Source organism: Micromonospora sp. KC721 (genome assembly GCF_004348355.1).
Taxonomy (GTDB): Bacteria; Actinomycetota; Actinomycetes; order Mycobacteriales; family Micromonosporaceae; genus Micromonospora.
Map to the genome: position 1 here is coordinate 1 of NZ_SMJY01000074.1, position 25,064 is coordinate 25,064.

Genomic DNA, 25,064 nt, shown 5'->3' on the forward strand with positions numbered 1-25,064 from the left:
GCTCCGGGCGTACCTGCGGGGGGTGGGCGACCGGCGCGGGGCCGGCGGCCGCCGACGGCAGCTCCACGCCACCCAGGGTGAGCCGGCGTTCCATCCGTTCCAGCCGCTGGAGCAGCCCGCCGGTCGAGTCGTCCACGCCGGGCAGCATCATCCGGGCGCAGATCAGCTCCAGCAGCAGCCGGGGAGCGGTGGTGCCGCGCATCTCGACCAGACCGTTGTGCACGATGTCGGCGCACCGCGACAGGGTGCCCGGGCCGAGCTGCTGGGCCTGGGCGGCCATCCGCTCGATCTGGTCGGCGGGGCCGTCGATCAGGCCCTTCGCGGCGGCGTCCGGCACCTGCTGGAGCACGATCAGGTCGCGCAGCCGTTCCAGCAGATCGGCGGCGAACCGGCGCGGATCGTGACCGGCCTCGGCCACCCGGTCGACGGTGGCGTACGCCGCCGCGCCGTCCCCCGCCGCCAGCGCGTCGCACATCTCGTCGATCAGCGCCGAGTCGGTGACGCCGAGCAGCGCGGCGGCCCGCGCGTAGCTGACCCCCTCCGGGCCGGCGCCCGCGATGAGCTGGTCGAGTACGGAGAGGCTGTCCCGGGCGCTGCCGCCGCCGGCACGGACCACGAGGGGGAAGACGGCCGGCTCGACCCGGACCCCCTCGGCCTCGCAGAGCTGCTCCAGGTAGGGGCGCAGCACCTTCGGCGGAATCAGCCGGAACGGGTAGTGGTGGGTCCGCGACTTGATCGTGCCGAGGACCTTCTCCGGCTCGGTGGTGGCGAAGATGAACTTGACGTACTCCGGCGGCTCCTCGACCAGCTTGAGCAGGGCGTTGAAGCCGGCCGACGAGACCATGTGCGCCTCGTCGATGACATAGATCTTGAAGCGGCTCCGGGCCGGCGCGAAGATCGCCTTCTCGCGGAGTTCCCGGGCGTCGTCGACGCCGCCGTGGCTGGCCGCGTCGATCTCCAGCACGTCGATCGAGCCACCGTCGGTGGTCAGTTCCCGGCACGACTCGCACTGCCCGCACGGCTCCGGGGTGGGCCCCTGCTCACAGTTCAGTGAGCGGGCCAGGATGCGGGCACTGGAGGTCTTGCCACAGCCGCGCGGGCCGGAGAAAAGGTAGGCGTGGTTGAGCCGACCGCTGCGCAGCGCCTGCGACAGCGGCTCGGTGACGTGCTCCTGACCGATGACCTCGGCGAAGGTGCGCGGCCGGTACTTGCGGTAAAGGGCCAGTGCCACCCGTACCGCCTCCTCTCGACCGAGCCATTCTGCGCCGGTCGGGCGCAGCTGACCACCCACCACCCCGCCCGAACTCGGAGCTCGCCGGGAGCCCCGCGTCGTTTGCGGCATCCTGGGGGTATCCGGGTGCTCGGACACCGCAAGATGCCGCAGACCGCGAGGACGCGGCCAAGACCTGGCCCGGGACAGGGCCTCGGCGCGCAAGACAGAAAGGCCCCCCGTGCACCCGTCAGAGCCCGCTTATCCTTGCTGCCTTCCGGCCCTGGGGAGGTTCACGAGATGCACGCCGCACGGGGGGTACCGCCAACCCTACCCGACGCGCGGTCGATCTTCAGGGGGTGGTGGGGTGGCCGGCCCGACGGCGACCTGTATCCTGGCTCGCGGAGGATTCGCCTAGAGGCCTAGGGCGCACGCTTGGAAAGCGTGTTGGGTTAACACCCTCACGAGTTCGAATCTCGTATCCTCCGCTCGCCTGAGCAGGGAAAACGACAGGGCCGGCCCCCACGGGGACCGGCCCTGAATCGTCTCTGCGGTCGCTCTGGTCCCAGTGGATCCAGGCCCGGGCACGCCCACCCGGCCTCCCCGGCACCGTCGGGAACGGGCGCGGCCGTGTGTGCGGGCGGCAGCACTGCCACTCGCGGCCCACCGGAACCAGCGGGTCGAGCGTCAGCGGGGCGGGCTCAATTTCTCCTCAAGAGAAGCGGCACTCCGATGACCAGCGACGGCCACGCCGGCATAATCCCCTCTCTTCGGCGCCCTAATGAAGGAGAGACGCGTGCAGGTACTTCTGGTGGGAATCTTGCGGTCCAGGCTCGGCTTTCGCGCCGGGGCTCTCGCCCTTGTGGCGACGATCATGGCTGTTTTCGCCGCGCCGACACCGAGCATGGCCGCCGATGACGACTACCTCGACGTGTGCGGTTATTCGTCAGTGTCCTGTCAGACCGGAGTCAAGGTCGCAGGGCCGGTCGGCGAATGCCTCATGACGACCGCCTACTACCACTCCACCATCGTTTGCGTCGACTACAGCGGCGACTACGTCTACGTCAAGGACAACGACGCCGACAGCTACTCGGGGCTGGCGTACATCTGGAGCCAGTACGGCGTCGCCGACCGGTACTGCCGCAACACCCATGGAAACGGCACCTGGGCCAGGTGCAACTTCGACTGGAGCGAGGACGGCACCAAGCGGGTACGCGGCGGCGTCCGCTACAGCCACAACTCGTGGGCGGCCGGGCACCTGTGGGAGTTCTCCGGCAAGTGACCGTGTTGGCTGATCCTCGGGCTGAGCATCGCCGGGCTCGTGGTGGCCGCCGCCACGGTCCGCGTAACCCGACCCGGCGAGCGGCCGCCACAGCAGCCTGCGGTGGCGAACCGAGGGAGTTTCACGCAACGACGACGACGGCCGGGGCCGCTCTGGACAGGGCGGCCCCGGGCCGTACGGCGGCACCAGAATCGGCTGGTGCGCCGCCCGAGATCGCGGCGATACCGGGCGCGTGGGAGAACGTGGCTACGTGGTCGGGGAGCCGAACCCGCGGCAGCCGTTCACGCTGGTGATCTCCCCACGTCGACCGAGGCCATGGCCCGCTGGTCCCGGTGGGGACCGGTGGCGCACGTCGAGGCGGTGTTCGCCGTCGCGAGGGCGTCGGCGTGACGTCGATCCCCTTCCGGCTGCGACCCCTCGGCGATCCGCAGCGCCTCGACCAACTGCCGGTACAGCTCGTCGGCGGCGAGCAGTTCGGCGTGGGTGCCGCGGGCGCGGACCCGGCCCGACTCCATGACCACGATCGTGCCGGCGTCGAGGACGGTGGAGAGGCGATGGGCGATGGTGACGACGGCTCCACGGTGGGCGCGGTCGCGAATGCAGTCCTGCAGCGCCGCCTCGGTCAACCCGTCGACCTGGGCCGTCGCCTCGTCGAGCAGCAGCAGCTCCGGCGTACGCAGGATGGCCCGGGCCAGGGCGATGCGCTGGCGCTGCCCGCCGGACACCTCGCTGGACTCCAGCGAGGTGTCCAGCCCGTCGGGAAGTGAGTCGATCTTGTCGTCCAGCCGCACGGCCTCGAGTACGGCCCGTAGTTCGGCGTCCGTGGCGTCGGGATGGGTGAACAGCAGGTTGTCCCGGATCGTTCCGGGGACGATGGGCGTCTCCTGTTCCACGTACGCCAGCCGTGCCCGGATCTCCCCGTGCGTGTACGTGTGGTACGGGCGGCCGTCGAGGACCAGCTCGCCCTCTTGCGGCTCGAGGAAGCGGAGGATGAGCGAGAACAGGGTGGTCTTGCCGGCTCCGGAGGGCCCGACGATCGCGACGTGTCCCCGTCGGGGAATCTCCAGGTCGATATCTCGGACGGCCGGCACGGTGCCGGGCGCGTACGTCGCGGTGACACCGCGGAGGACGAGCAGCGGCCCATCGTCGGCCTGGTCGCCGCCGCGCGGGCTGGCGTGCCGGGGCTGCGACCGCTCGGCGTCGATGGCCTGGACCTGACGGATCCGCGCGGCGGCGGCGACGCCGGACTGCAGCGCGGTGAGGTTCTGGGTGAGTTCGCCGATCGGACCCATCAGCTGGAACGCGTAGAGCAGGAAGGCGATGAGGCTGGAGATGTCGATCAGCCCGCGTTCGGCGCGCCAGGCACCGATACCGAGGATCACGATGATGGCCAACTGGATACCGGTCCAGGAGACCGTCCAGACGGTGGCGCCACGCCGGGCGGCCCGAACGCCGTGCGCGGCGGACTCCCGGGCGTGACTGATGATCCGGTCGCCCTGACGGGTCTCCGCGCGACTGGCCTTGACGGTGCGAACGGCCCGTAGGGCTGCCTCGAGCGTGCCCCCCAGTCGACCGACCGAATCCTGAGCCGCCTCCTCGGCGCGTCCGATCGACGGCAGGAGCGCGGCCATGAGCGCGCCGACGACGATCACCGCGGTGATCGTGCAGCCCAGCAGCACCAGATCGAGCACGCCCATCAGCACGAGCGTCCCGATCAGGGCCAGGGCACCGTTGACCAGTCCGATGACGCTTGAGGACGCGGCGTGCAGCAACCCGGTGTCGGAGGTGACCCGGGTGACGAGTTCCCCGGTCGGTCGAGCCGTGAGCGCGCTGACGGTCGCGGCGAAATAGCGGCGGATCATCGAGGTGCGGGCGTCGAGGACCACCCGTTCGGCGAGGGCTCCGAGCAGGATCCACTGCCACAGGGTGATCCCGGCGCCGACCACGACCAGGGCCACCAGGGTGGCGATGGGTTTCGTCAGCGCAGCCGAGCCGCCGAGGGAGTCGAGCACCCACTTCGTGGCCATGGGCGTGGCCAGGCTGGCGGCGTTGGCGAGGAGTCCGAGCAGCAGCCCGAGCAGCAGCACGCGCCAGTGCGGCGCGAGGAAGGTGGCCAGAGTCCGGAGCTTGGGAAGCACGTCGCGTGGTTTCGGGTCACTCATGCGCTTTAGTGGAACATGCATGTTCCATAAGGGTCAACTCGGTTACCGTACTCGTATCCTGGGCGGGTGACGGACACGCAGGAGAGCGGCACCCGGACCCGGACCCGGCAGGCGATCATCGACGCCGCGATCGAGATGCTCGGACAGGACCCGAGCGCGACGCTCGGTGAGATCGCCACGGCGGCCAACGTCGGGCGCACCACCCTGCACCGCTACTTTCCCGAGCGGTCCGACCTGTTGACGGCCCTCAGCGCCGAAGGGACGACCAGACTCAACCGAGCCACCGACAACGCCCGGCTCGACGAGGGCACGGGTGCCGACGCGCTACGGCGGCTCTGCCACGAGTACTTCGAACTCGGCAGCCTGCTCTCGCTGATCTTCAGCGAGCCTCAGCTGATCGATGACGCCGACTGGTCGGAGCAGGGCGCCTGCGACCCGAGGCTGAGCGCCCTCGTGGAGCGCGGGCACCACGACGGGACGATCGACCCGGAACTGCCCGCCACCTGGATACAGAGCGTGCTGTGGTCCCAGCTCTACGCGGGATGGAGCTACCTCGCGGACACCCGCATCTCCCGGCACGAGGCGCTGCGCCTCGTCGTTCGCACGCTCAGCGGCGCCATCGCACCCAAGAGCTGACACGAGCAGGAAGGTTGGCCAAGTCATGACGGACACCGTCGTACACATGTTCTATCCACAGGCTGTGGACGCCGGGTGACTTACGAACTCAGCGCGGTCGTCGCGGACGCCGAACTGCTGCGCGAGGAGACCCGCGAGCTGGACCACGCGGTCCTCGGCGCACTGCGCCAGGATTTCGCGCTGCTACCGATGACCCCGCAGCTGGTGGCGGAACTGACCGGCACACCGTCGGACTACGCGGTCGGGGAGCCGGACGCGCGGCAGCCGTTCACGCTGGTGCTCTCCCCCGCGTTGACCGAGACCCTGGCCCGCTGGTCCCGACGGGGACCGGTGGCGTACGTCGAGGCGGAGTTCGCCGGCGGCGTCGGCCACCAGGCGGCGGTGGTGTGGCTCGGCGGCGTACGGTCCTGGGGGCCGCGCTTCGACGCCGTGTTCGACGGTCCGCGCCAGCACTGGCCGATCAACGCCGCCCTGGTGGAGCTGGGCGCGGAGCCCGGCCCGTGGATCGACCCCTTCGCCGAGCTGGGGCTGCACGTCGAGCGGGACACCGCCGGTTGGCTGGCCCACGGGCGGCGCGGGCTGAGTGTCGACTACTGGGACGAGTTGGCCGAGGAGTGGGAGGAGCAGGAATCCGCCGTCGGCCAGCAACCAGACCGCCCCCGGTCCGTTGGGGACTGGGGGATTCCATGAAATTGCGACAATTCGGCTTCATTGCCGCACTGATGATCGCTGCCTCGATCGCCGGCAGCGGCTCCGTACCGACCCACCGGGCAGCCGAACCCGAACCGGCCGGCACGGTCACGGTGGTCGACCTCGACGGGCTGCCCGAGGTCGACTTCGGCGACACCGAGAACGAACTCACCCGGCGGGGTGTCCTGCGCACCGACGTCGACGCGTGCGGCCCCGCGCTGACCGACCACGAGACGGTCACCCCGATCTTCGTCGACGACCGGCTGGTGCTGCTCTGGGTCGGCGACCCGGTGCGTACCCCGGAAGGGGTGGCCGCCGGCACCCCCCTCACCGAGGTGCGCCACCGCTACCCGAACGCGCGGCACCTCGACGCGCCACCCGGGAGGTACCGGTTCGACGGCCTGCTCGCCCGGGACGGCGACCGGGCGTACCTCTTCCTGCATGACGGCCGGACGGTCCGCAAGGTCATCGCCGGGTACGCCGACTGGGCGCAACGTGCCTTCGAGGAAGGCCACGGCCCCTGCTGACGGCAGGCGCGCACGGCGGCGGCACGCACCCGACGGCCAAGGCGCGGACCTGAGCCGGAGGGGAGCCACCTCGTCGGGGCCCAGCGGTCACCTGACGAGGCGCTTCTGGTGGTGAACGGTGCGCAGACCGAACGCGTTGGTCCGTCCCCAGCGACCCGGCAGGTCGAGCAGCTCGATGCGTTGGATGGCGGGCGGCAGGACCGGGTCGGTGGCCAGGTGGTTCTCGTGCGGTTCGAGGCCGAGCATGGTACGCAGGAACAACAGCGGGGCCCCGGCGGACCAGCCCTGCGGGCTGCACGCCGTGGGGTACTCGACCGGGTAGTTGGTCAGCGCCCGGTCGTAGCCGGCGAAAGCCTCGGGCAGCCGGCCGTGGAAGTAGGCAGAGGCCTCGATGACGGCTTCGGCGACCCGGGCCGCCTCCTCCCGGAAGCCGTAACGCCGCAGCCCCCACGCGATGATCGAGTTGTCGAACGGCCAGACGGTGCCGACGTGGTAACCGACCGGGTTGTACCGGGCCTCGGTGTCGGCGAGGGTGCGTATCCCCCACCCGGAGAACATGTGCGGGCTGAGCAGGTGCTGAGCGACCTTCTTCGCCCGGGAGGGCTCCACGATGCCACTCCACAGCAGGTGGCCGATGTTGGAGGCGAGAGCGTCGACGGGCTGCCCGTCGGGGTCGAGGGCCAGCGCGAAGTACTCCCGGTCGGGAAGCCAGAAGTCGCGGTTGAACCGTTCCTTGAGCTCGGCGGCCTGCTGTTCGAGCCGGTCGGCGTAGGCCGGATCGTTCCAGATCTCGCGGGCCAGCCGGGCGCCGCGCATCTTGGCGTCATAGGCGTAGCCCTGGAGTTCACAGGTGGCGCGCGGTGGCCGGGGCAGCCGGCCGTCGTGGTACGAGATCCCGTCCCAGGAGTCCTTCCAGCACTGGTTCTCCAACCCGTTGCGGGTGTTGCGCCGGAAGTAGGACAGGTAGCCGTTGCCGAGCAGGTCACCGTACTCGTCGATCCAGTCCAGCGCCTTGCGCGCGTTCGGCTCCAGCCTACGGATCAACGTGGAGTCCCCGGTCCACCGCTCATACTCGTCCATCAGGATCACGAACAGCGGGGTGGCGTCCGCCGACCCGTAGTACGGCGTGTGCGGCTGCTCCTCGAAGGCGGCGGACTCCCCGTAGCGGAACTCGTGCAGAATCTTCCCCGGCTCCTCCTCCTCGAAGTCGTCCAAGGTCACCCCTTGGAGGAGAGCCAGCAGGCGCAGCACCGGTGGAGTCAGCTGCGGGGCGAAGGGCAGCGCCTGGAGGCAGATGAACATGCTGTCCCGGCCGAAGATGGTCATGAACCAGGGCAGGCCGGCCGTCGGCAGGGGAGACGACGGGTTGGTCAGTGACGCGTACCGCATGGCGGCCAGGTCGATCAGGCTCCGCTCGTACGCCGTCTGGAGCGGCTCGTAGTCGCAGATCAGCGTCGGGGTCTGCTTGAGCCAGTGATCCAGGTCCTCCCGCAGTTTCGGTCTGCTCCTGCGGCGGTACGCGGCCCAGATCGTCTCGTCCTCCGCTTCGAGGGATTCCTGGATGACCGGCTGCACGTTCAACTGGGTACGCCAGGCCGACCGCGGCTCCAGCCGGATGTCGAAGGTCATCCCCGTGTCGTCGACCTCGGCCTCCTCCGTGCTGGAGATGATCGTGTCGCGTCGGAAGCCGCCCCGCTCGTAGCGCAGGCACAGCCGGCCTCCCTCCTGGCGTACCGAGGTCAACCCGCTCTTGTCCCGTACGTCCTTGATCTCGAACAGATCGGCGAAGTCGCTGCCCATCTCCACCCGGAGCCGAAAGTGGGCCGGTTCGAGGCCGTGGTTCAGGACCGTCAGCCGTTCGGTGAAGTCCTTGCAGATCGACTGTTCCCGGATCACCGAGACCTTCGCGTCGACGTAGTGCGTCGGTTCGCCGGGGACCAGGAAGAAGTGCCGCTCGAAATACTGCAGGTCATCCCGGGACAGCACGCTGAGTCGCTCACCGTTGAGACTCAGCTGCCAGGTCGAGAGGAAACGCGTGTCGAACGAGAACAAACCGGTCGGGTAAACCCGCGAGGGAGTGACGTCACCCTGCTCGTTGGTGACGATGAACGTATTACCGTCCAGAATGCTCACGGTTTTCTCGATCACGTTTCGCACCTTCCTTGCGCACGAAATCTCGCGGATGATGCGCCATCGGGGGTCCGGGAAACAGGATCCGCCCGAACGCGTCGGCCAACCTCAGATCGCCCTCGACGATCAGGTCGGCCCGGAAGACGGCCGGACTGAACTTCGTTTCACCCCTGGCCATCAGGTCGAGTACGGAACGATCACCACAGAGGACCGCCTTCACCTCACCACCGGTTGTCGAGACCTGGGCCTTCCCCTTCTTCAACGTGATGAACCATTGCTCGACCTTCCCGTCATCCTGGATGTCGAGGCGGATGGTGCCCTCCGCCCAGGCAGGCAGCTCCTTGAGGCCGGGATTCTGGTTCCGGCCCAGCTTGTCGAGGAGTTCGGCAACCGACCCGGTCATCCACCCGCCCCTCCCACGGCTCACGTCACCCGGACGTTAGGAACGTGCGGGGTGACGGGGCCTCACCCGGGAAGAATGAGAACGGCGGGGACCGCCGATTCACCCGGTCGAGGTGATCCGGACCCGCGCGGTGACTGCCAGGATGCGGCTATGGAGCGTAGGAGCACGGCCATCGCCGAACGAGAGACCGAACGCGGCCTGCCACCCGGACAGCTCTTCATCGACGGTGGCTGGCGCGACGCCGCCGAGGGGAGGCGACGGGACGTCATCGACCCGGCCAACGATCAGGTCGTCACCACGGTGGCGGAGGCGGGTGAGCAGGATGTCGACGCCGCGGTCGACGCGGCCCGGCGCGCGTACGACGAAGGGCCCTGGCCCCGGATGAGCGGTCGGGAACGCGGCGCCCTGCTGCTCAGGGTGGCCGCCCTGCTGGAGGAGCACCGGGATGAGTTCGCGCGGCTGGAGAGCCTGCACACGGGCAAGCCCCTGATGATCGCGCGTACCGTCGATCTTCGCGACACCATCGACCACTTCACCTACTACGGTGGCCTGGCCGACCAGATCGAGGGCGCGACGCGCAGCATCCGGACTCCCGGGTTCGCCTACACGCTGAAGGAGCCGCTGGGCGTCGTCGGGGCGATCACGCCGTACAACTTCCCGCTGATCCTGTCCACGACGAAGATCGCGCCAGCTCTGGCGGCGGGCAACACGGTGGTGCACAAACCGGCCGCCGAATGCCCGCTGACCGCGTTGCGGCTGGCGGAACTGTGCACCGAGGCCGGCCTGCCCGCCGGGGTGCTCAACGTGGTGACCGGCGGAAAGGACGCCGGAGCCGCCCTGAGCCGGCACCCCGGCGTAGACAAGATCGCCTTCACCGGGTCGACGCGGGTGGGTGCCAGCATCGCGGCGGCGGCCGCGGCGACGGTCACGCCCACCACGATGGAACTCGGCGGCAAGGCGGCCCACATCATCTTCGACGACGCCGACATCACCGCCGCCGTCGACGCCGTGGTGCCCGGCTTCGTGTTCAACTCCGGCCAGTTCTGCATGGCCGGCTCCCGCCTGCTCGTCCAACGCTCGTGTTACGACAGCGTGCTCGCCAGGCTCCGCGACGCGGTGGCGCGGGTTCCGGTCGGCGATCCGTGCGACCCCCACACCATCGTCGGGCCGCTGGCCACGAAGCAGCGCCTGGAGAGCGTGGAACACTACCTCGCCCTCGGCGAAGGCCGGATCGTCATCGGCGGCCACCGCATCGACCGCAACGGCGGTCACTACTTCGCCCCGACCGTGGTAGCCGACGTACCCCACGACGCTCGCATCGTCCAGGAGGAGGTCTTCGGCCCGGTGCTGACCGTCCAACCGTTCGACACCGAGGACGAGGCGGTCCGGCTCGCCAACGGGACGCGGTACGGGCTCGCCGCAGGCCTGCACACCCGGGACGTCGCCCGTGCCCACCGGATCGCCGGCCGGCTACGCTCCGGCATCGTCTGGATCAACTCCTGGGCGGTGCTGGACTCCGCCCTGCCCTTCGGCGGGTACAAGCAGTCCGGGTACGGCCGGGAGCACGGCCCAGAGGCGCTGGACGCCTACCTGCAGGTCAAGTCGGTCTTCGTACCCACCTCCGCTGACGAGGACTGAACCCCGGATGCGACAACGCCCGGCCGGTCCTCGCGGACCTGCCGGGCGTTGCGTTTCGTGAGCGGTGGCGGCGGGATTTGAACCCGCGGAGGGCGTAAACCCTCACACGCTTTCGAGGCGTGCTCCTTAGGCCACTCGGACACGCCACCGCCGAGTAGGGTACATGACCCAGGGTGCGGGTGCCGAACCGGTGTCACCGAGGCCGGCCTGGCAGGATCTTCACCATGAGTACGCACATCGGCGCGAAGCCGGGAGAGATCGCCGAGCGGGTCCTGATGCCGGGCGACCCGCTGCGGGCCAAGTGGATCGCGGAGACCTACCTCGAGGACGCCACGTGCTACTCGACGGTGCGGGGGATGCTGGGCTTCACCGGCCGGTGGAACGGCGTGCCGGTGTCGGTCCAGGGTTCCGGCATGGGCATGCCGTCGGCCTCCATCTACGCCCACGAGCTGATCAACGAGTACGGCGTGAAGACGCTGATCCGGGTCGGCTCCTGTGGGGCCCTCGCCGAGGATCTCCGGCTGCGTGACGTGGTCGCGGCGATCGGCTCGTCAACCGACTCGAACATGAACCGGGTACGGTTCGACGGCCTGGTCGACTACGCCCCGGTGGCCGATTTCGGGCTGCTGCGTACCTCGGTCGACGTGGCGCAGCGGCGGGGGATCACGGTGCGGGTCGGTTCGGTCCTGGCGGCGGACGCCTTCTACACGGACCGGCCGGATCTCTACGACACCCTCGCCGACTACGGCGTGCTGGCCGTCGAGATGGAGTCCGCGGCGCTCTACACGATCGCGGCCCGGTTCCGGGCGCGGGCGTTGACCATCCTGACCGTCAGCGACCACATCAAGACCGGTGAGAAGACCACGTCGCAGGAGCGCGAGCAGACCTTCGGCCAGATGGTCGAGATCGCGCTGGACACGGTCATCGCCTGAACGACCACCATGCCGCCCCACCGTCGCATGGGACGGTGGGGCGGCTGCGTTGTGGGGTGACGACGCTCACCCCAGAAAACTATACGACCGGTCGTGCTTATTTATTAGCCTCTGCCCATGACAGTCGACGGACGCCTCGCGCGGGGCGATCGGGCCCGCAGCGCCGCGCTGGACGCCGCCGTGGTGCTGGCCACCGAGGTAGGGCTGGACGGGCTCTCCCTGGCCCGCCTCGCCGACACCCTCGGCGTCAGCAAGTCCGGCCTCTTCGCGCACTGGCGGTCCAAGGAGGCACTCCAGCTCGCCACCGTCGACCGGGCCGTCGAGCAGTGGCAGGAGCGGATCGTCGAACCAGGCCTGCACGCCCCGGCCGGCGTACGGCGGCTGTGGGCGCTGCACCAGGCCCGGATCGACTTCTACGCCGCCCACGTGCTTCCCGGCGGCTGCTTCTTCGCCAGCACGGACTTCGAGTACAACGCCCGCCCCGGCCCGGTCCGGGACCGGCTCGCCGAGGTCTTCGCCCGGTGGGCCGCATTCCTCGAACGGCTCGTCCGGGAGGCTGTGGACGCCGGCGAACTTCCCGCCGACACCGACGTGCCGCTGTTGGCCTACGAGATCGACGCGCTGGGGATCGCCGCCGCGATGCGCTCACGGCTGGTGGACCCCGATGCCGCCTACCGGCACGCCCGCCAGGGACTGCTGAACCGTCTCCGGGCACTGTGCCCGGATCCCACCCTGCTACCGGAAGGTCTCTCGTGACCCACACCGCCATCGACCCGCGCGCCGACTCGTTCGGTCACGTCGAGCACGTCACCGTGCACTTCGACGACCTCGACGCCGTCGGCATCCTGCACAACGCCCGGTACGCGGTGCTGCTGGAACGCGCGCTGACCCCGTACTGGGCCGCCCGAGGGATCTCCTTCCAGCGCGGATCGGCCAGCGCCCCCGACGTGTTCCACGCGGTCCGCGAGTTCGCCATCACCTTCCGGGCCCCGATCACGGGGATCGGGCCGGTGGCGGTGCACTTCTGGCTCGAACACTTCGGCACCAGCAGTGCCGAGTACGGCTTCCAGTTCCGTTCGGCGGACGGCCGCACGGTGCACGCCGAGGGCCGGCGGGCGATCGTCCGGCTCGATCCGGCGACCCTGCGGCCCACCGCGTGGACCGACGCCGCCCGCGCGGTCGCCGCGACCCTGCTGCGTCCCGCCACGACCCCGGCCTGAGCGTCGCCGATCGGTCGTCCCGTGCGGGAAGGCCGGCGCGGGAAGGCCGGCGCGGCGCGGTCAGCGGAAGAAGGCGCGCAGGATGGCGGCGTTCTCGGCTTCCAGGATGCCGCCATGGACCTCCGGGCGGTGGTTGAGCCGGCGGTCGCGCAGCACGTCCCAGCGCGAGCCGGCGGCGCCCGTCTTGGGCTCCCAGGCACCGAAGACCACCGTGGAAACCCGGGCCAGCACCAGGGCACCCGCGCACATCGTGCACGGCTCCAGGGTCACCACCAGAGTGCAGCCGTCCAACCGCCACCGACCCAACCGCCCGGCGGCCCGGCGTAGCGCCAGCACCTCGGCGTGCGCGGTCGGGTCTCCGGTCAGCTCCCGCTCGTTGCGCCCGACGGCGATTTCGGTGCCGTCCGGGCCGTAGACCACCGCCCCCACCGGCACGTCGTCGGCGGGCATGCCGCCCGCCGTCGGGGCGGCATGCCCAGCGCCCGGCTCCGGGCCGGTGACCGCGATCTCCAGCGCCCGGCGCATCCACAGCTCGTGCCGCTGCCGGCGGCCCGTCCCGCCCGGCTCGGCCAGCCCCTCGTGGGCACCGGGGCCGGCCCGGCGGATCGCGCCCGGGGTCGGCTGTCCGGGGCGTACGGTCTCCAGGGCCGGGTCGGTGGCGTCGGCCGGCTCGGCGGCGCCGGCCAGCGGCGACCCGCCGCCGGGCAGGGCCGGCCCGTCCGAGGCGGACGACTCAGACCTCACGCAGTTCCTCGACCGTGTCGACGCAGCCCAGCACCAGGCACACCTCGGCGGTGACGTCGGCCGGGAGCATCCCCTCGTGGGCGCAGAGCCGTAGCAGCTTCTGGGCGGGGATGCCCAGGTCGGCGAGGATGTCGGCGTCACCGACCGGATCGGCTTCCGGGTCCACCGCGGGCTGTTCGCTCTCCTCGCCGCCGGCGGCGGCGGCCGGCCGGGGCTCGTCGACCTCCTCCAGGCCGGTGACCGAGGTCTTGAGGTCACCGACGAGCAGCGCGCCCAGCCGGGACTCCTCGGCGTACGCGGAGTCGGAGCCGAAGATCCGCAGGTCCTCACCCTCGTCGAGGCGCAGGATCACCAGATACGTGTCGTCGGCCTCGACGAAGAGCAGGGAGAGGTCGGCGTCCGGCTCGACGTCGCGCAGCCGCTCGGCGACCTCGTCGACGTCCGTGGCACCCCGTAGGTTGACCTCGGAGGCGGTCCAGCCGCCGTCGACGCGCACCACGGCGGCAGCGAAGTACGACACGGTTCCCCCAATTGACCTCGGCACAGCTCGCCGACTCGTTACGCGTGCACGTTAACCGGTCGGGTCGGCAGGCGACCGGTCAACGCCCCGAAGGGCCGGCCATTCCTGCGAAAGTCGGCTCAGCCGGCGACGCGGCGCCGGGTGGCGATCAGCTGCCGCAGCCGTTCTGTCCGCTCCCGCTGCGGCCGCTCCCGCTGTCGTACCGCGCGGGCTCCCGCCAACTCGGCGAGAATCTGCAGGCGGCGACGGCTACGCTCAGGGTCGAGCCGCGGGGTGGTCCAGGCCATACCGGAAAGCGTCCCCAGTCACAGCCGGTACGTCAAGATGGTGTTCGAAACGCGGTTGATTACCTACCGTCCGTCACCACATCGGCCAGTCGGAACTGGTGGCCCAGCGCGTGACGACGACCGCGAACGCGATGCTCCAGCCACCGGCGGTGACGATCGCCACGCCGGTGGCCACGCCCCGGTCGCCGTACCGGGCCAGCACCAGCGCGGCGGCCCAGGCGAGCCCGCCGGCGATCACCGTCCACCACGCGTACCCGGGCACGTCCCGACCGAGGAGGCCGAAGAGCAGCAGCCAGGCGGCGGTGAGAGCGGCACCGGCGGCGACCCCGCCGCCGGTCACCGGGTGCGGTTCACGCCAGACCGGCCGGCGCGGCGGCCCGGAGGGAAACAGCCCCGAGGGGGTACGGGCCAGGAACCGGCCGGCCGCCGGCTCGACCGGGTACGCGGGCTGACCGTCGTCCACCGTCACTGCTCCCGTCCGCGGGCCCCGGATCAGTCTCGGGGCACCGTCCCACGGTAGCGGTCTGTCAGGATGATCGGATGTCGTCGCCACTGTCCGACCGTCGTCGCGTGCGTCCGGCGTACCCGGTCCTGCTGCTGCTCGCCCCGGCTCTGCTGGCCGGTTGCGCGAGCGAGCGACCGGCCCCGCCGCCGGGCGCGGTGTGGGACGCGCCGAGTGTGACGGCGACGGCCGGGCAGCCGGTCCCGTCGACGACGCTCCCGGCGGTGGGGTCCGCCTCGCCCGCGCCGACGCGGGAGCCGGCGCGGCGGGTTTTCCCGGTACGCGCGGCGAAGGTGGCCTACCACCCGACCCACGCGACGTACCCGGGCACCGACATCTTCGCCGACTGCGGGGAGCCGGTGGTGGCGGTGACCGACGGGACGATCCTGGAGGTGAGCCGGGTCGACCGGTTCGACCGGCGGGGGCCGCGCGGGCCGCACAACGGCGGCCTGTCGGTGTCGCTGCTCGGCGACGACGGGGTGCGCTACTACGGTTCGCACCTGAGCGCGATCAGCGCGGGTGTGGACGCGGGGGTGCGGGTGCGGGCCGGTCAGCAGCTCGGCACGGTGGGCCGGACCGGCAACGCGAACAACGTCTGCCACCTTCACTTCGGCCTGTCGCCGAAGTGCACCGGCCACGACGACTGGTGGATCCGGCGCGGCGTGGTCTGGCCGGCGAGGTACCTGGACTCGTGGCGCGCGGGTGGCAACCGGTCGCCGGTGGCGGAGGTGACCGCCTGGGAGCGCGAACATGGCTGCCCGGAGGCACCGGGCAGCAACTGAGGCGGGGCGCGGCGGATCGCGCCATCTGCTCGACGCATTGACGGAAGTCGCAGGCTGGATTAACGTCCGCGTCACAGAGAGCGCTCTCTCAGCTAACAAAAATCCTCATACACCGACGAAACATCGCCAACCGTCCCGTCGGTTCCGTGTGCTGGAGGCACCATGACACCTCCCGTCCCACACCGCCGGGCCCTCTGGGCCCTCGCCACCACCACCGCCCTCGCCATCCTCACCGGCGGCCTCACCGCCACCGCCACCACCGCCGAAGCCGCCGCCGTCGGCGCGGGCAGCTACACCACCGACCGGGTCGGGCCGCTGCCGGCCGGCTGCGGCGACCTGTCCACCAACCCGCGACGGTTCGCCACCGCCAACGCCCCGGCCGGGCCGATCCCCACCAACGACTGGTGGTCGTCGCTGCTGTGGAAGAAGACCAACTGCGCGTACAGCGAGCCGCTGCACGCGCACCCGCTGTCGTACCGGACCTTCGGCGACGGGCTCGGCTTCTCGGCCACCTCCACCCCCACCGTCACCGGCACCGCCACCGGCGTCGGCGAGTACCGGTACGCGTACGCCGAGGACTTCCGCGTCGGGGTGGCCGGGCTCGGCGCCCCCGTCGTCGAGGTCGACGACTGGACCGACTGGACGGTCAGCCCGTACTGGAGCGACGGCACCCGCACCATGCGCGCCACCATCGGACACGGCCTGCCGTTCACCTACTTCCAGACCAGCGGCGGGCAGGCCACCATCAACCCGACCGCCGGCACCCCCACGATCTGGTCACAGAGCGGACCCACCATCGGGTTCCGCGTCAACGGCCACGACTACGTCGCCTACGCCCCGACCGGCGCCACCTGGACCGTCACGGGGGGACGGATCACCTCCACCCTGGCCGGCAAGGGCTACTTCTCGATCGCCCTACTGCCCACCACGGCGAACACCGACACGCGGGCCACCCTGGCCACCAGCTACGGCCGGTACGCCCACGCCCACGTCACCGGCACCCGGGTCTCCTACTCGTACGACCAGGCCCGCAGCCGGGTCACCACGACGTACTCCCTCACCACCACCCGCAAGGAGGGCACCGCCGCGCAGACCGTGGTGGGCCTCTACCCGCACCAGTGGAAGGCGCTGACCGGGGCCACCCCGCTCGGACAGAGCTACCCGTCGCCGCGGGGCCGGATGAAGATCCTCACCGGCGTGACCGAGTTCCGTACCTCGATGGCGTTCCACGGGGTGCTGCCGGAGCTGCCCGCCGTCGGCACCGGCACCGGGGCCGACCTGGCCCGGCTCCGGGAACAGCTCGCGACCGTGCGGGGCAACCCGATGGACGCCCGCGGCGCCGACACCTACTGGACCGGCAAGGGCCTCGGCCGGGCCGCCCGGATCGCCGAGATCGCCGACCTGGTCGGTGACACGCAGACCCGTACCGCCGCGCTGAACGCGATCCGCGGCACCCTCACCGACTGGTTCACCGCGACACCGGGCAAGACCTCCCGGGTCTTCTACTACGACCGCGACTGGGGAACCCTGATCGGCTACCCGGCCTCGTACGGCTCCGACCAGGAGCTCAACGACCACCACTTCCACTACGGATACTTCATCGCGGCCGCCGCCACCCTGGCCAAGTTCGACCCCGCCTGGGCGTCCCCCGCCCAGTACGGCGGCATGGTCGACCTGTTGATCCGGGACGCCAACAACTACCGCCGCACCGACGCCCGCTTCCCCTACCTGCGCGACTTCGACATCTACGCCGGGCACGACTGGGCCTCCGGGCACGGCTCGTTCCACGCCGGCAACAACCAGGAATCCTCGTCGGAGGGGATGAACTTCGCCAGCGCCCTGATCCAGTGGGGACAGGCGACCGGCGACACCGCCGTACGCGACGCCGGCGTCTTCCTGTACACCACCCAGGCGGCGGCGATCCGGGAGTACTGGTTCGACGCCGACGACGAGAACTTCCCGGCGACGTTCGGACACGCCACGGTCGGCATGGTCTGGGGCGACGGCGCCGCGTACGCCACCTGGTTCAGCGCCGAGCCGGAGATGATCCAGGGCATCAACATGCTCCCCGTCACCGGCGGACACCTGTACCTGGGCCACGACCCGGCGTACAACCGGACCAACCACGCCGAGCTGGTGCGCAACAACGGCGGCCCGCCAACCGTCTGGCAGGACATCCACTGGCAGTTCCTGGCCCTCGGCGACCCGGACGCGGCGCTGGCCGACCTGCGCGCCAATCCCGGATACACCCCGGAGGAGGGCGAGAGCCGGGCCCACACGTGGCACTGGATCCGCAACCTGGCCGCGCTGGGCCAGGTCGACACCGGCGTCACCGCCGACCACCCACTGGCGGCGGTCTTCACCCGCGACGGCGCCCGCACCTACGTGGCGAGCAACATCACCGCCGCGCCGCTGACGGTCACCTTCTCCGACGGCACCCGCCTGACGGTCGCCGCCGGTAGGACGGCCACCACCGGGGCTCACACCTGGAGCGGCGGCGGCGCCAACGGTGGCGTCGCCCCGAGCCCGACCAGCCCGTCGCCGACCCCGACCGGCAGCACCCCGCCGAGCGCCTCGCCCACGCGCCACCTGCTGCCCGGCGGCGGGCTGGGGGCGGCCGGCATCCGGTCGACCGCCACGGTGGCCGGCACCGGCGGCGCCAACCACGACGGCACACCCCACAACCCGCTGGTCTTCACCTCGACCGGGCTGACCATGGCGTACACCGGTGGGCAGACCGCGTTCGACCTGTTCCTCGACGCCGGCCCGGCGGTGGGCAACGGGGTGCAGGCCCGCATCTCCTACGACCTGACCGGCGACGGCACCGTCGACCGGGTGGAGACGTACCGTTACTTCGCCACCGACCCGCTGCCCGGCTACGAGCACTACACCCAGAGCGCCGGCCTGCTCAGCTCCACCGGCTCGCCGGGCAACCTGTCGAACGGCACGGTGAAGCTGGAGGTCTGGTCCGCCATCGGTGCCAACCCGACCACCCTGGGCATCGGCGACCAGTCGCTCGTGCGGCTCCCGTACGCCTGATCCCGGACGCGCCACCACCGGCTCGCGCCGCCGGCCGCACCCCGGCCGGCGGCGCGGGCGCGTAGGTTGCAGGTCATGACCGCGCGGGACCCTGTCGCCGACCTTCGCCGGATCGCCTTCCTGCTGGAGCGGGCCAACGAGGCCACCTACCGGGTGCGGGCCTTCCGGTCGGCGGCGAACACGCTGGCCGGGCTGCCGGCGAAGGAGGTGGTCGAACGGGCCCGCACCGGCAAGCTGACCGAACTGGCCGGGGTCGGCGACGTGACGGCCCGATGTGTGGTCGAGTCGCTGGCCGGGGAGGAGCCCGTCTACCTGCGACGGCTGGTCGCCACCGAGGGCACCGACCTGGACGCGGCGGCGACCGCGTTGCGGGACGCGCTGCGCGGCGACTGCCACACCCACTCCGACTGGTCCGACGGCGGTTCACCGATCGAGGAGATGGCGCTCGCCGCCGTGGAGCTGGGCCACGAGTACCTGGTGCTGACCGACCACTCGCCCCGGCTGAAGGTGGCCCGGGGGCTCACCGCCGACCGGCTGCGCCGGCAACTCGACCAGGTGGCGGCGATCAACGAGGCGTTGCCGAGGGGCTTCCGCATCCTGACCGGCATCGAGGTGGACATCCTCACCGACGGTTCGCTGGACCAGGACGAGGAACTGCTGGCCCGACTGGACGTGGTGGTCGGCTCGGTGCACAGCGGCCTGAACGACGACCGGGCGAAGATGACCCGCCGGATGCTGACCGCGGTCGCCAACCCCCACCTGGACATCCTCGGGCACTGCACGGGCCGGATGGTGGCGTCCCGCCCGGCCGGGGTGAAGGGGCCGGGCGACCGGGCGCACCGGCCGCGTACCCGGGCCGAGAGCGACTTCGACGCGGACGCCGTCTTCGCCGCCTGCGCGGAGCACGGCGTGGCTGTCGAGATCAACTCCCGGCCGGAACGGCAGGACCCGCCGAAGCGGCTGATCCGACGGGCGCTGGAGGCGGGCTGCCGGTTCGCCATCAACACCGACGCGCACGCCCCCGGCCAGCTCGACTGGCAGCGGTTCGGCTGCGAACGGGCGGCGCTGTGTGGCGTGCCCGCCGACCGGGTGGTCAACACCTGGAAGGCCGACCGCCTGGTCAGGTGGGCGCGTACCCGGCGGTGACCAGCCGGCTCCCGACGGGTCAGCGGCGGACGGACCCGACCCCGGCCGGCTCGGTGGTCGCCGGTTCGGTGGCGGTGGCCGGCACCCGCGAGGGACGCGGGCCGAGCAGACCCTGCGTCACCGCGACGCCGAGCAGCACCACCAGCGCGCCGACCGGCTGGTGCCAGGTGAGCCGCTCGTCGAGCACCAGCGTGCCGACCAGTACCGCGAAGACCGGAATCCCGTACGTGACGGTGGAGGCCGTGCTCGCGCCCGCGACCCGGATGTTGTGCATGTTGATCACGAAGGCCAGGCCGGTGCCGAGCGCGCCGAGGGCGGCCACGCTCGCCACCACCCGCCACGACAGGCCGGTGGGCGCCGGCGGCGCCCCGGCCACCAGCGGACCCACCACCGCGAGCTGCGCGGTCGCCACGAGCAGTTGCGCCGTCGACACCGACAGACCGGAGTACGCGGTGCCGCCGAGGAACTTCTTCAGGTACGGGATGACGAAGCCGTAGCAGACCGCCGCTCCGAAGCACATGAGCTGGCCGACGAAGTGCGCCCCGCCGACACCCTGCCAGACGCCGAGCACCACCAGCACGCCGACGAAGCCCAGCCCGAGCCCGACGGCCCGGCGGGCGGTGAGCCGCTCGGTACGGAAGACCAGCACCGCCAGCGGCAGCACGATCAGCGGGGTGGTGGCGTTCCAGATGCCGGCGAGCATCGACTCGACCCGCTGCTCGCCGTAGCCGAACAGGGTGAACGGGATGGACACGCCGAACGCGGCGGCCACCGTCAGGTGCGCCCAGACCCGAGGCTCCCGGGGCAGCCGGTCACGCAGCACGGCGAGCACCACCAGCAGGGTGGCCGCACCGGTGGCCACCCGGTAGAGGGTGAGGTGCAGCGGGTGCAGCTCCTCGACGCCGATCTTGATGAACAGGAAGCTGGAACCCCAGATCGCCGCGAGCGCGACGAAGCCCGGCAGCCAGCTGCGCAGCGGTGGCCTGTCAGGAGTGATTTCGCCAGTCACCCCTGACACTCTGCCGCAGGGGTACGACAAAGTCGCACCGATATCCGTACCCGGTGTGCGCCACCACACCCGCACCCGGGGCGGACGCGGCGACGCCGACTGGCCCTGAGCCGGGGAAGCAGGGTCGACACCCGAGCCGGTGGGTCACGTAGGGTCGCAGGGTGGGACGAATCGATGACCTCGCCAACCGCTACGTGGCCGACTGGGCCCCGCTGAGCCCGACCGGCGCCACCTACGTCGGCATCGCCGGCTACGACGACCAGCTCGACGACCTCTCCCCGGCCGGCTACGAGGCCCGGGCCGAGCTGACCCGACGCACGCTGGCCGACCTGGACGTGACGGAGCCGGACTCCGAGGCGGAGCGGACCGCGAAGGAGGCCATGCAGGAGCGGCTCGGCCTGGAGCTGGCCCGGTACGAGGCCGGGGAGGTGACCAGCGAGATCAGTGTGATCACCAGCGGGCTGCACGAGATCCGGATGGTCTTCGACCTGATGCCCACCGAGGGCGAGGCGGCCCAGGCCAACCTGGCCGCCCGGCTCAACCGGTTCGCCGCCACCCTGGAGGGTTACAAGACCACCCTGCGCGAGGCGGCCACCGCCGGGCGGGTCAGCTCGAAGGTGCAACTGTCCGAGGTGGCCAAGCAGTGTGACAGCTGGACGGACCCGGACGGCGACAACGTCTTCCACGGCCTGGTCGAGCGGCTCGGCGTGGACGGCACGCTCGGCGCGGACCTGCGCCGGGGTGCGGCCGCCGCCACCGCCGCGACGGCGGAGTTCGGCCAGTTCCTCCGTACCGAGTTGGCCCCCCTCGGGCGCGACAAGCAGGCCGTCGGTCGGGACCGGTACGAGTTGGCCTCGCAGTACTTCCTCGGCGCCAAGGTCGACCTGGACGAGACGTACGCCTGGGGTTTCGCGGAGCTGGCCCGCCTGGAGGCGGACATGCGGACGGTGGCCGGACAGATCGTCCGGCCCGGCGCGACGGTCGACGAGGCGGTGGCGGCGCTGGACGCCGACCCGGCCCGCACCGTCCAGGGCAAGGAGGCGTTCCGGGACTGGATGCAGGCGCTGGCCGACCAGGCGATCAGCGCCCTGCACGGCACGCACTTCGACATTCCGGAGCAGGTCCGTCGGATCGAGTGTTGCCTCGCACCGACCAGCGACGGCGGCATCTACTACACCGGCCCGAGCGAGGACTTCTCCCGCCCCGGCCGGATGTGGTGGGCGGTGCCGCCCGGTATCACCGACTTCTCCACCTGGCGGGAGGTGACCACCGTCTACCACGAGGGCGTTCCCGGTCATCACCTCCAGGTGGGGCAGACCGCCGTCCGCGCCGAACTACTCAACCGCTGGCAGCGGCTGCTGTGCTGGGTGTCCGGCCACGGTGAGGGCTGGGCGTTGTACGCGGAGCGGCTGATGGACGAGCTGGGTTACCTGCAGGATCCGGGTGACAAGCTGGGCATGCTCGACGGACAGGCGCTGCGCGCCGCGCGGGTGATCGTCGACATCGGCATGCACCTGGAGCTGGAGATCCCGAAGGACAACCCGTTCGGCTTCCACCCGGGCGAACGGTGGACGCCGGAGCTGGGCTGGGAGTTCATGCGGGCGCACTGCCGGGTGCCGGACGAGAACCTGCGCTTCGAGCTGAACCGCTACCTGGGCTGGCCGGGGCAGGCGCCGTCGTACAAGGTGGGCGAGCGGATCTGGCTCCAGGCCCGGGAGGACGCGAAGGCCCGCAAGGGCGCCGACTTCGACCTCAAGGAGTTCCACCGGCAGGCGCTGGACCTCGGCGCGCTCGGGCTCGACCCGCTCCGCAAGGCGCTGGCCCGCCTCTGAACTGTGGTGCCGGGGGCGGGCGGGACAACCCGCCCCCGGCGTTGTGGTGGTGGTGAGCGCGGTCAGGGCACGCTGAGCCGCAGCGACGGCGCGGCGGTCAGCGTGTCGCAGTCGACGAAGGCCAGCTCGATCACCGGCTCGGTGAAGCTGATCGGGATCGGCGAGGTGATCGGAATCCCGTCCGGGAAGGGCAGGTCCGGGGTCAGGGTGACCGGGATGCCGAGCAGTTTGCCGGAGAACCGGGCGGCGTAGAACGCCACGTCGCCCCGCACCGTCAGCCGGTTGGTCACGTACTGCTGGGAGCGGCCGGACGGCCCGTCCGCGACCAGTTTGAAGTCGTCGGTGACCGCCTCCGTCATGCTGAACTTCAACACCTTCACCGAGCCGTTGGCGGTCGGCAGGTCGACGATGCCGTCGAACCGCAGGCCGGTCATGGTGACCTTGGAACCGGTCAGTCTGGACGGCTTCGCGGCGACCTTCGGCTGTCCCGGGTCCGGGGCGAGGCGGGGCAGGAGCTTGCCGGCCTCCACCTTTCCGGGCCGGTCCCGTTTCGCCGGGGCGCAGCTCACGGCCCGGCGGGTCGGAGCGGCGCTGGGGGTGGCGGTCGGCGTCGCGGACGGGGTCGGGCCGAGCGGCGTGCTCGCGGTCGGCTCGGTCCGGCTCCGGCCGCCGGTGAAGAAGTCCCCGACCCGGTCGAAGAATTCACCGATCGGGTTGGCGGTGTCCTCGGTGGACTCCGGTGACTGGCTGGGGCTGGCCGTCGGTGTCGCGGACGGCGTGCCGCCACGCGGGGACGCGGAGCTGGTGGCCGCCCGGCCGGGCTTCGCGCCGGGTCTGGCGCAGGAGGTCGCCGTCGGGGTGGCGGCGGCCGGCGCGGCCTGCACGGTCGACGGCCGGACCGCGACGAGCCCACCCACGGCGAGCCCGATCACCACCAGCGCCGCCGTGAGCCGGCTCGGGTCGGGCGCACCGACGGACGGTTCGGCCGGCGCGGTGCCATGGCCGGCGGGGGCCGCGTCGCGGGGCAGCGACGTCGCCCCGGCCGGGGTCGCCGCCGGCTGCCCCGTCCCGGTGTACGGCGTCCCACCGAGCCGTCGTGACACCGACCCCTCGTCGGCCGGCATCAGGTCGTCAACCAGGCTCCGCTCCTCGGCGTACGGCTCGCCACCGACCTGCGACGCGGCCGGGCCGGTGCCGGTTTCTGCCTCGGGGTGCTCGCCGTCGCTCCGTCCTGAGGCCGCGCCGTTCGCCGCCGGGCGGCCCGGCGTCCAGGCGAACCCCAGCGCGCTGCCGACCAGGCCGAGCAGCAGGCCGACGAAGAACCCCCCGAGGTTGAGGCCGATCAGCGAGTAGACCGTGGTGATCGCGGCCACGATCGAGTAGAAGGGCCGCTGCGCCGGGCTGAGCCAGAGCAGCAGTCCGCAGGTGAGCAGGATGGCCGGGATCAGCAGCGAGTAGAGGCCGGTCGACCCGCTGGAGAAGGTCAACCCGTTGAGCGTCATCTTGGTGGAGGCGAACATCTCCACCCCGGCCAGCACGGTGAGCAGGCCCCCTGAGAAGGGCCGGCTCCGCCGCCAGCGGCGGAAGCCGCGCCACGCCCGGCCGAAGCCCCCGGCGGGGGTGTGCTGCGGTTCGGCGGTTGTCACGTACTCCTCCTGGCGGAGCGGGGACGGGGGACGCGCCGGGTGGGGCCCGCGGCGGTCACCCGGCGCGGGTCACCGGTCACCTCAGAAGCACTCCTTGCCCTCGGCCTCGTCACCGACGTTGACCTTCAGTCGCAGGCCGGTCAGGTTGAAGGTGGCCGCCGTGGTGTAGCGGGACACCTGCCGCAGTCCGTGGATGGTGACCTTCTCGCTGCTCTGGCCGAAGGAGCCGGCCTGGGCCGTGGGGTTCAGGTCGCTGGCGTCCCGGCCGATCCTGATGTTCGTGAAGGAGGCGTTGCCCTCCAGGGTGTCCATCGCGATCATGAGGTTCTTCGCGGTGGCCGGCTCGTCGTCGCCGGCGTTGATGGTGAGCACCACGGGCAGGCCGGGCAGGTCGGCACGGACCGACTGGCAGAGCTTGTAGAGCTCGGCGCTGTCGATCTCGGAGAGGGCGACGGGGTGGCTGGTGCCGTCCTTCTCCTTGGCGATGCCGCCGTACTGCCGGAAGCCGTCGCCCTCCAACCGGTCGGCGCGGATCTTGAAGGTCTGACCGGAGACGGTGATGTCGGCGGCGATCGCGCCGGACTGCATGCCGAACAGGATGGTGCCGACGGCGGCGGCCGCGGGCACCATCATCGCGGCGAAACGCCGCCACCGGGTACGCCCCGGGTTGTCGATCCGATCCTGCACGGGTTCCTCCTGGTGGGGGCGTCTTTGCGAGGGGGCCGGG

22 protein-coding genes, 2 tRNA genes, 1 other RNA gene and 1 pseudogene are annotated in these 25,064 nt (G+C 71.4%); 13 read left to right on the forward strand and 13 right to left on the reverse strand.

Translation table 11 applies throughout. The annotated features are described in order from the left end of the window. Both E1182_RS14825 and ffs read right to left on the reverse strand, forming a co-directional pair. A partial coding sequence (locus E1182_RS14825) for a DNA polymerase III subunit gamma and tau (RefSeq protein ID WP_132265278.1) occupies positions 1-1,231 on the reverse strand: 1,231 nt, incomplete at its 3' end. Between the two features lie 209 nt (positions 1,232-1,440). After that, an RNA gene (ffs, locus tag E1182_RS14830) (signal recognition particle sRNA small type) lies at positions 1,441-1,531 on the reverse strand. Between the two features lie 82 nt (positions 1,532-1,613). On the opposite strand from ffs, the gene E1182_RS14835 reads away from it, so the two are divergent. Both E1182_RS14835 and E1182_RS14840 read left to right on the forward strand, forming a co-directional pair. Continuing rightward, a tRNA-Ser gene (locus tag E1182_RS14835) sits at positions 1,614-1,698 on the forward strand. A gap of 512 nt (positions 1,699-2,210) precedes the next feature. After that, entirely contained in the window at positions 2,211-2,492 is a 282-nt protein-coding gene (locus E1182_RS14840; protein ID WP_132265280.1) for a hypothetical protein, read from the forward strand. Positions 2,493-2,773: 281 nt separating this feature from the next. Here E1182_RS14840 and E1182_RS14845 read toward each other — a convergent pair whose 3' ends face one another. Beyond that, positions 2,774-4,654 (reverse strand): ABC transporter ATP-binding protein, encoded by a 1,881-nt coding sequence (locus E1182_RS14845; protein WP_132265282.1) that lies wholly within the window; start codon positions 4,652-4,654, stop codon positions 2,774-2,776. Between the two features lie 66 nt (positions 4,655-4,720). On the opposite strand from E1182_RS14845, the gene E1182_RS14850 reads away from it, so the two are divergent. The 3 genes from E1182_RS14850 to E1182_RS14860 all read left to right on the forward strand — a co-directional run bounded on the left by E1182_RS14850 (position 4,721) and on the right by E1182_RS14860 (position 6,507). Further along, the gene (locus E1182_RS14850; protein ID WP_132265284.1) at positions 4,721-5,290 is read left to right on the forward strand and encodes a TetR/AcrR family transcriptional regulator; all 570 of its coding nucleotides are present in this window, start codon (positions 4,721-4,723) and stop codon (positions 5,288-5,290) included. 75 nt (positions 5,291-5,365) lie between these two features. Continuing rightward, on the forward strand, positions 5,366-5,980 hold the full coding sequence (locus E1182_RS14855) for a hypothetical protein (RefSeq protein WP_132265286.1): 615 nt from the start codon (positions 5,366-5,368) through the stop codon (positions 5,978-5,980). Positions 5,981-6,012: 32 nt separating this feature from the next. Continuing rightward, positions 6,013-6,507 carry a hypothetical protein gene (locus E1182_RS14860; RefSeq protein WP_132265309.1) on the forward strand — a complete coding sequence of 165 codons (495 nt, stop codon included), beginning with the start codon at positions 6,013-6,015 and terminating at the stop codon, positions 6,505-6,507. An 87-nt stretch (positions 6,508-6,594) separates the two neighbouring features. Here E1182_RS14860 and E1182_RS14865 read toward each other — a convergent pair whose 3' ends face one another. Together E1182_RS14865 and E1182_RS14870 are read right to left on the reverse strand one after the other, a co-directional pair. After that, complete coding sequence (locus E1182_RS14865; protein WP_132265312.1) at positions 6,595-8,652, reverse strand: glycogen debranching N-terminal domain-containing protein; 2,058 nt, start codon at positions 8,650-8,652, stop codon at positions 6,595-6,597. Then, positions 8,621-9,040 (reverse strand): SCP2 sterol-binding domain-containing protein, encoded by a 420-nt coding sequence (locus E1182_RS14870; protein ID WP_132265289.1) that lies wholly within the window; start codon positions 9,038-9,040, stop codon positions 8,621-8,623. Before E1182_RS14870 ends, E1182_RS14865 begins: the two co-directional genes overlap by 32 nt. A gap of 150 nt (positions 9,041-9,190) precedes the next feature. On the opposite strand from E1182_RS14870, the gene E1182_RS14875 reads away from it, so the two are divergent. Then, the gene (locus E1182_RS14875) at positions 9,191-10,678 is read left to right on the forward strand and encodes an aldehyde dehydrogenase (protein ID WP_132265291.1); all 1,488 of its coding nucleotides are present in this window, start codon (positions 9,191-9,193) and stop codon (positions 10,676-10,678) included. 62 nt (positions 10,679-10,740) lie between these two features. Here the strand turns inward: E1182_RS14875 and E1182_RS14880 are convergent. After that, positions 10,741-10,827: transfer RNA gene (locus E1182_RS14880), tRNA-Ser, on the reverse strand. A gap of 75 nt (positions 10,828-10,902) precedes the next feature. On the opposite strand from E1182_RS14880, the gene deoD reads away from it, so the two are divergent. The 3 genes from deoD to E1182_RS14895 all read left to right on the forward strand — a co-directional run bounded on the left by deoD (position 10,903) and on the right by E1182_RS14895 (position 12,830). Beyond that, entirely contained in the window at positions 10,903-11,610 is a 708-nt protein-coding gene (deoD, locus tag E1182_RS14885; protein ID WP_132265294.1) for a purine-nucleoside phosphorylase, read from the forward strand. Between the two features lie 117 nt (positions 11,611-11,727). After that, on the forward strand, positions 11,728-12,366 hold the full coding sequence (locus E1182_RS14890) for a TetR/AcrR family transcriptional regulator (protein ID WP_132265295.1): 639 nt from the start codon (positions 11,728-11,730) through the stop codon (positions 12,364-12,366). Beyond that, the gene (locus tag E1182_RS14895) at positions 12,363-12,830 is read left to right on the forward strand and encodes a thioesterase family protein (protein WP_132265296.1); all 468 of its coding nucleotides are present in this window, start codon (positions 12,363-12,365) and stop codon (positions 12,828-12,830) included. The genes E1182_RS14890 and E1182_RS14895 overlap by 4 nt, the downstream gene beginning before the upstream one ends. Positions 12,831-12,890: 60 nt before the next feature. Here the strand turns inward: E1182_RS14895 and E1182_RS14900 are convergent, their stop codons facing one another. From E1182_RS14900 to E1182_RS14910, 4 genes are all read right to left on the reverse strand, one after another. Next, complete coding sequence (locus tag E1182_RS14900; RefSeq protein ID WP_132265314.1) at positions 12,891-13,355, reverse strand: nucleoside deaminase; 465 nt, start codon at positions 13,353-13,355, stop codon at positions 12,891-12,893. A gap of 208 nt (positions 13,356-13,563) precedes the next feature. Next, positions 13,564-14,094 carry a tRNA adenosine deaminase-associated protein gene (locus E1182_RS14905; protein WP_132265297.1) on the reverse strand — a complete coding sequence of 177 codons (531 nt, stop codon included), beginning with the start codon at positions 14,092-14,094 and terminating at the stop codon, positions 13,564-13,566. A gap of 119 nt (positions 14,095-14,213) precedes the next feature. Further along, positions 14,214-14,381, reverse strand: coding sequence for a hypothetical protein (locus E1182_RS31110; protein ID WP_165942613.1), 168 nt, complete (start codon positions 14,379-14,381; stop codon positions 14,214-14,216). A 73-nt stretch (positions 14,382-14,454) separates the two neighbouring features. Continuing rightward, the gene (locus E1182_RS14910) at positions 14,455-14,793 is read right to left on the reverse strand and encodes a hypothetical protein (RefSeq protein ID WP_132265316.1); all 339 of its coding nucleotides are present in this window, start codon (positions 14,791-14,793) and stop codon (positions 14,455-14,457) included. A 128-nt stretch (positions 14,794-14,921) separates the two neighbouring features. Here E1182_RS14910 and E1182_RS14915 point away from each other — a divergent pair, with 128 nt between their 5' ends. The 3 genes from E1182_RS14915 (at position 14,922) to E1182_RS14925 (ending at position 19,850) form a co-directional block, all read left to right on the forward strand. Next, positions 14,922-15,665: a M23 family metallopeptidase gene (locus E1182_RS14915; protein ID WP_132265298.1), complete on the forward strand. Its 744-nt coding sequence runs from the start codon at positions 14,922-14,924 to the stop codon at positions 15,663-15,665. 162 nt (positions 15,666-15,827) lie between these two features. After that, positions 15,828-18,704: a glycosyl hydrolase gene (locus tag E1182_RS14920; RefSeq protein WP_132265299.1), complete on the forward strand. Its 2,877-nt coding sequence runs from the start codon at positions 15,828-15,830 to the stop codon at positions 18,702-18,704. A 75-nt stretch (positions 18,705-18,779) separates the two neighbouring features. Continuing rightward, positions 18,780-19,850, forward strand: a complete 1,071-nt coding sequence (locus tag E1182_RS14925; RefSeq protein WP_132265301.1) for a PHP domain-containing protein — start codon at positions 18,780-18,782, stop codon at positions 19,848-19,850. Here the strand turns inward: E1182_RS14925 and E1182_RS14930 are convergent. Next, positions 19,733-20,859, reverse strand: a pseudogene (locus E1182_RS14930) (DMT family transporter); the annotation flags it as partial. The gene E1182_RS14925 and the pseudogene E1182_RS14930 sit on opposite strands and share 118 nt — an antisense overlap. A 161-nt stretch (positions 20,860-21,020) precedes the next feature. Here E1182_RS14930 and E1182_RS14935 point away from each other — a divergent pair. After that, entirely contained in the window at positions 21,021-22,691 is a 1,671-nt protein-coding gene (locus E1182_RS14935; RefSeq protein ID WP_132265303.1) for a DUF885 domain-containing protein, read from the forward strand. 62 nt (positions 22,692-22,753) lie between these two features. On the opposite strand, the gene E1182_RS14940 is transcribed toward E1182_RS14935, so the two are convergent. After that, positions 22,754-24,337 carry a DUF6114 domain-containing protein gene (locus E1182_RS14940; protein ID WP_132265305.1) on the reverse strand — a complete coding sequence of 528 codons (1,584 nt, stop codon included), beginning with the start codon at positions 24,335-24,337 and terminating at the stop codon, positions 22,754-22,756. A gap of 81 nt (positions 24,338-24,418) precedes the next feature. Continuing rightward, complete coding sequence (locus E1182_RS14945; protein ID WP_132265307.1) at positions 24,419-25,024, reverse strand: DUF6230 family protein; 606 nt, start codon at positions 25,022-25,024, stop codon at positions 24,419-24,421. Positions 25,025-25,064: the final 40 nt, after the last annotated feature.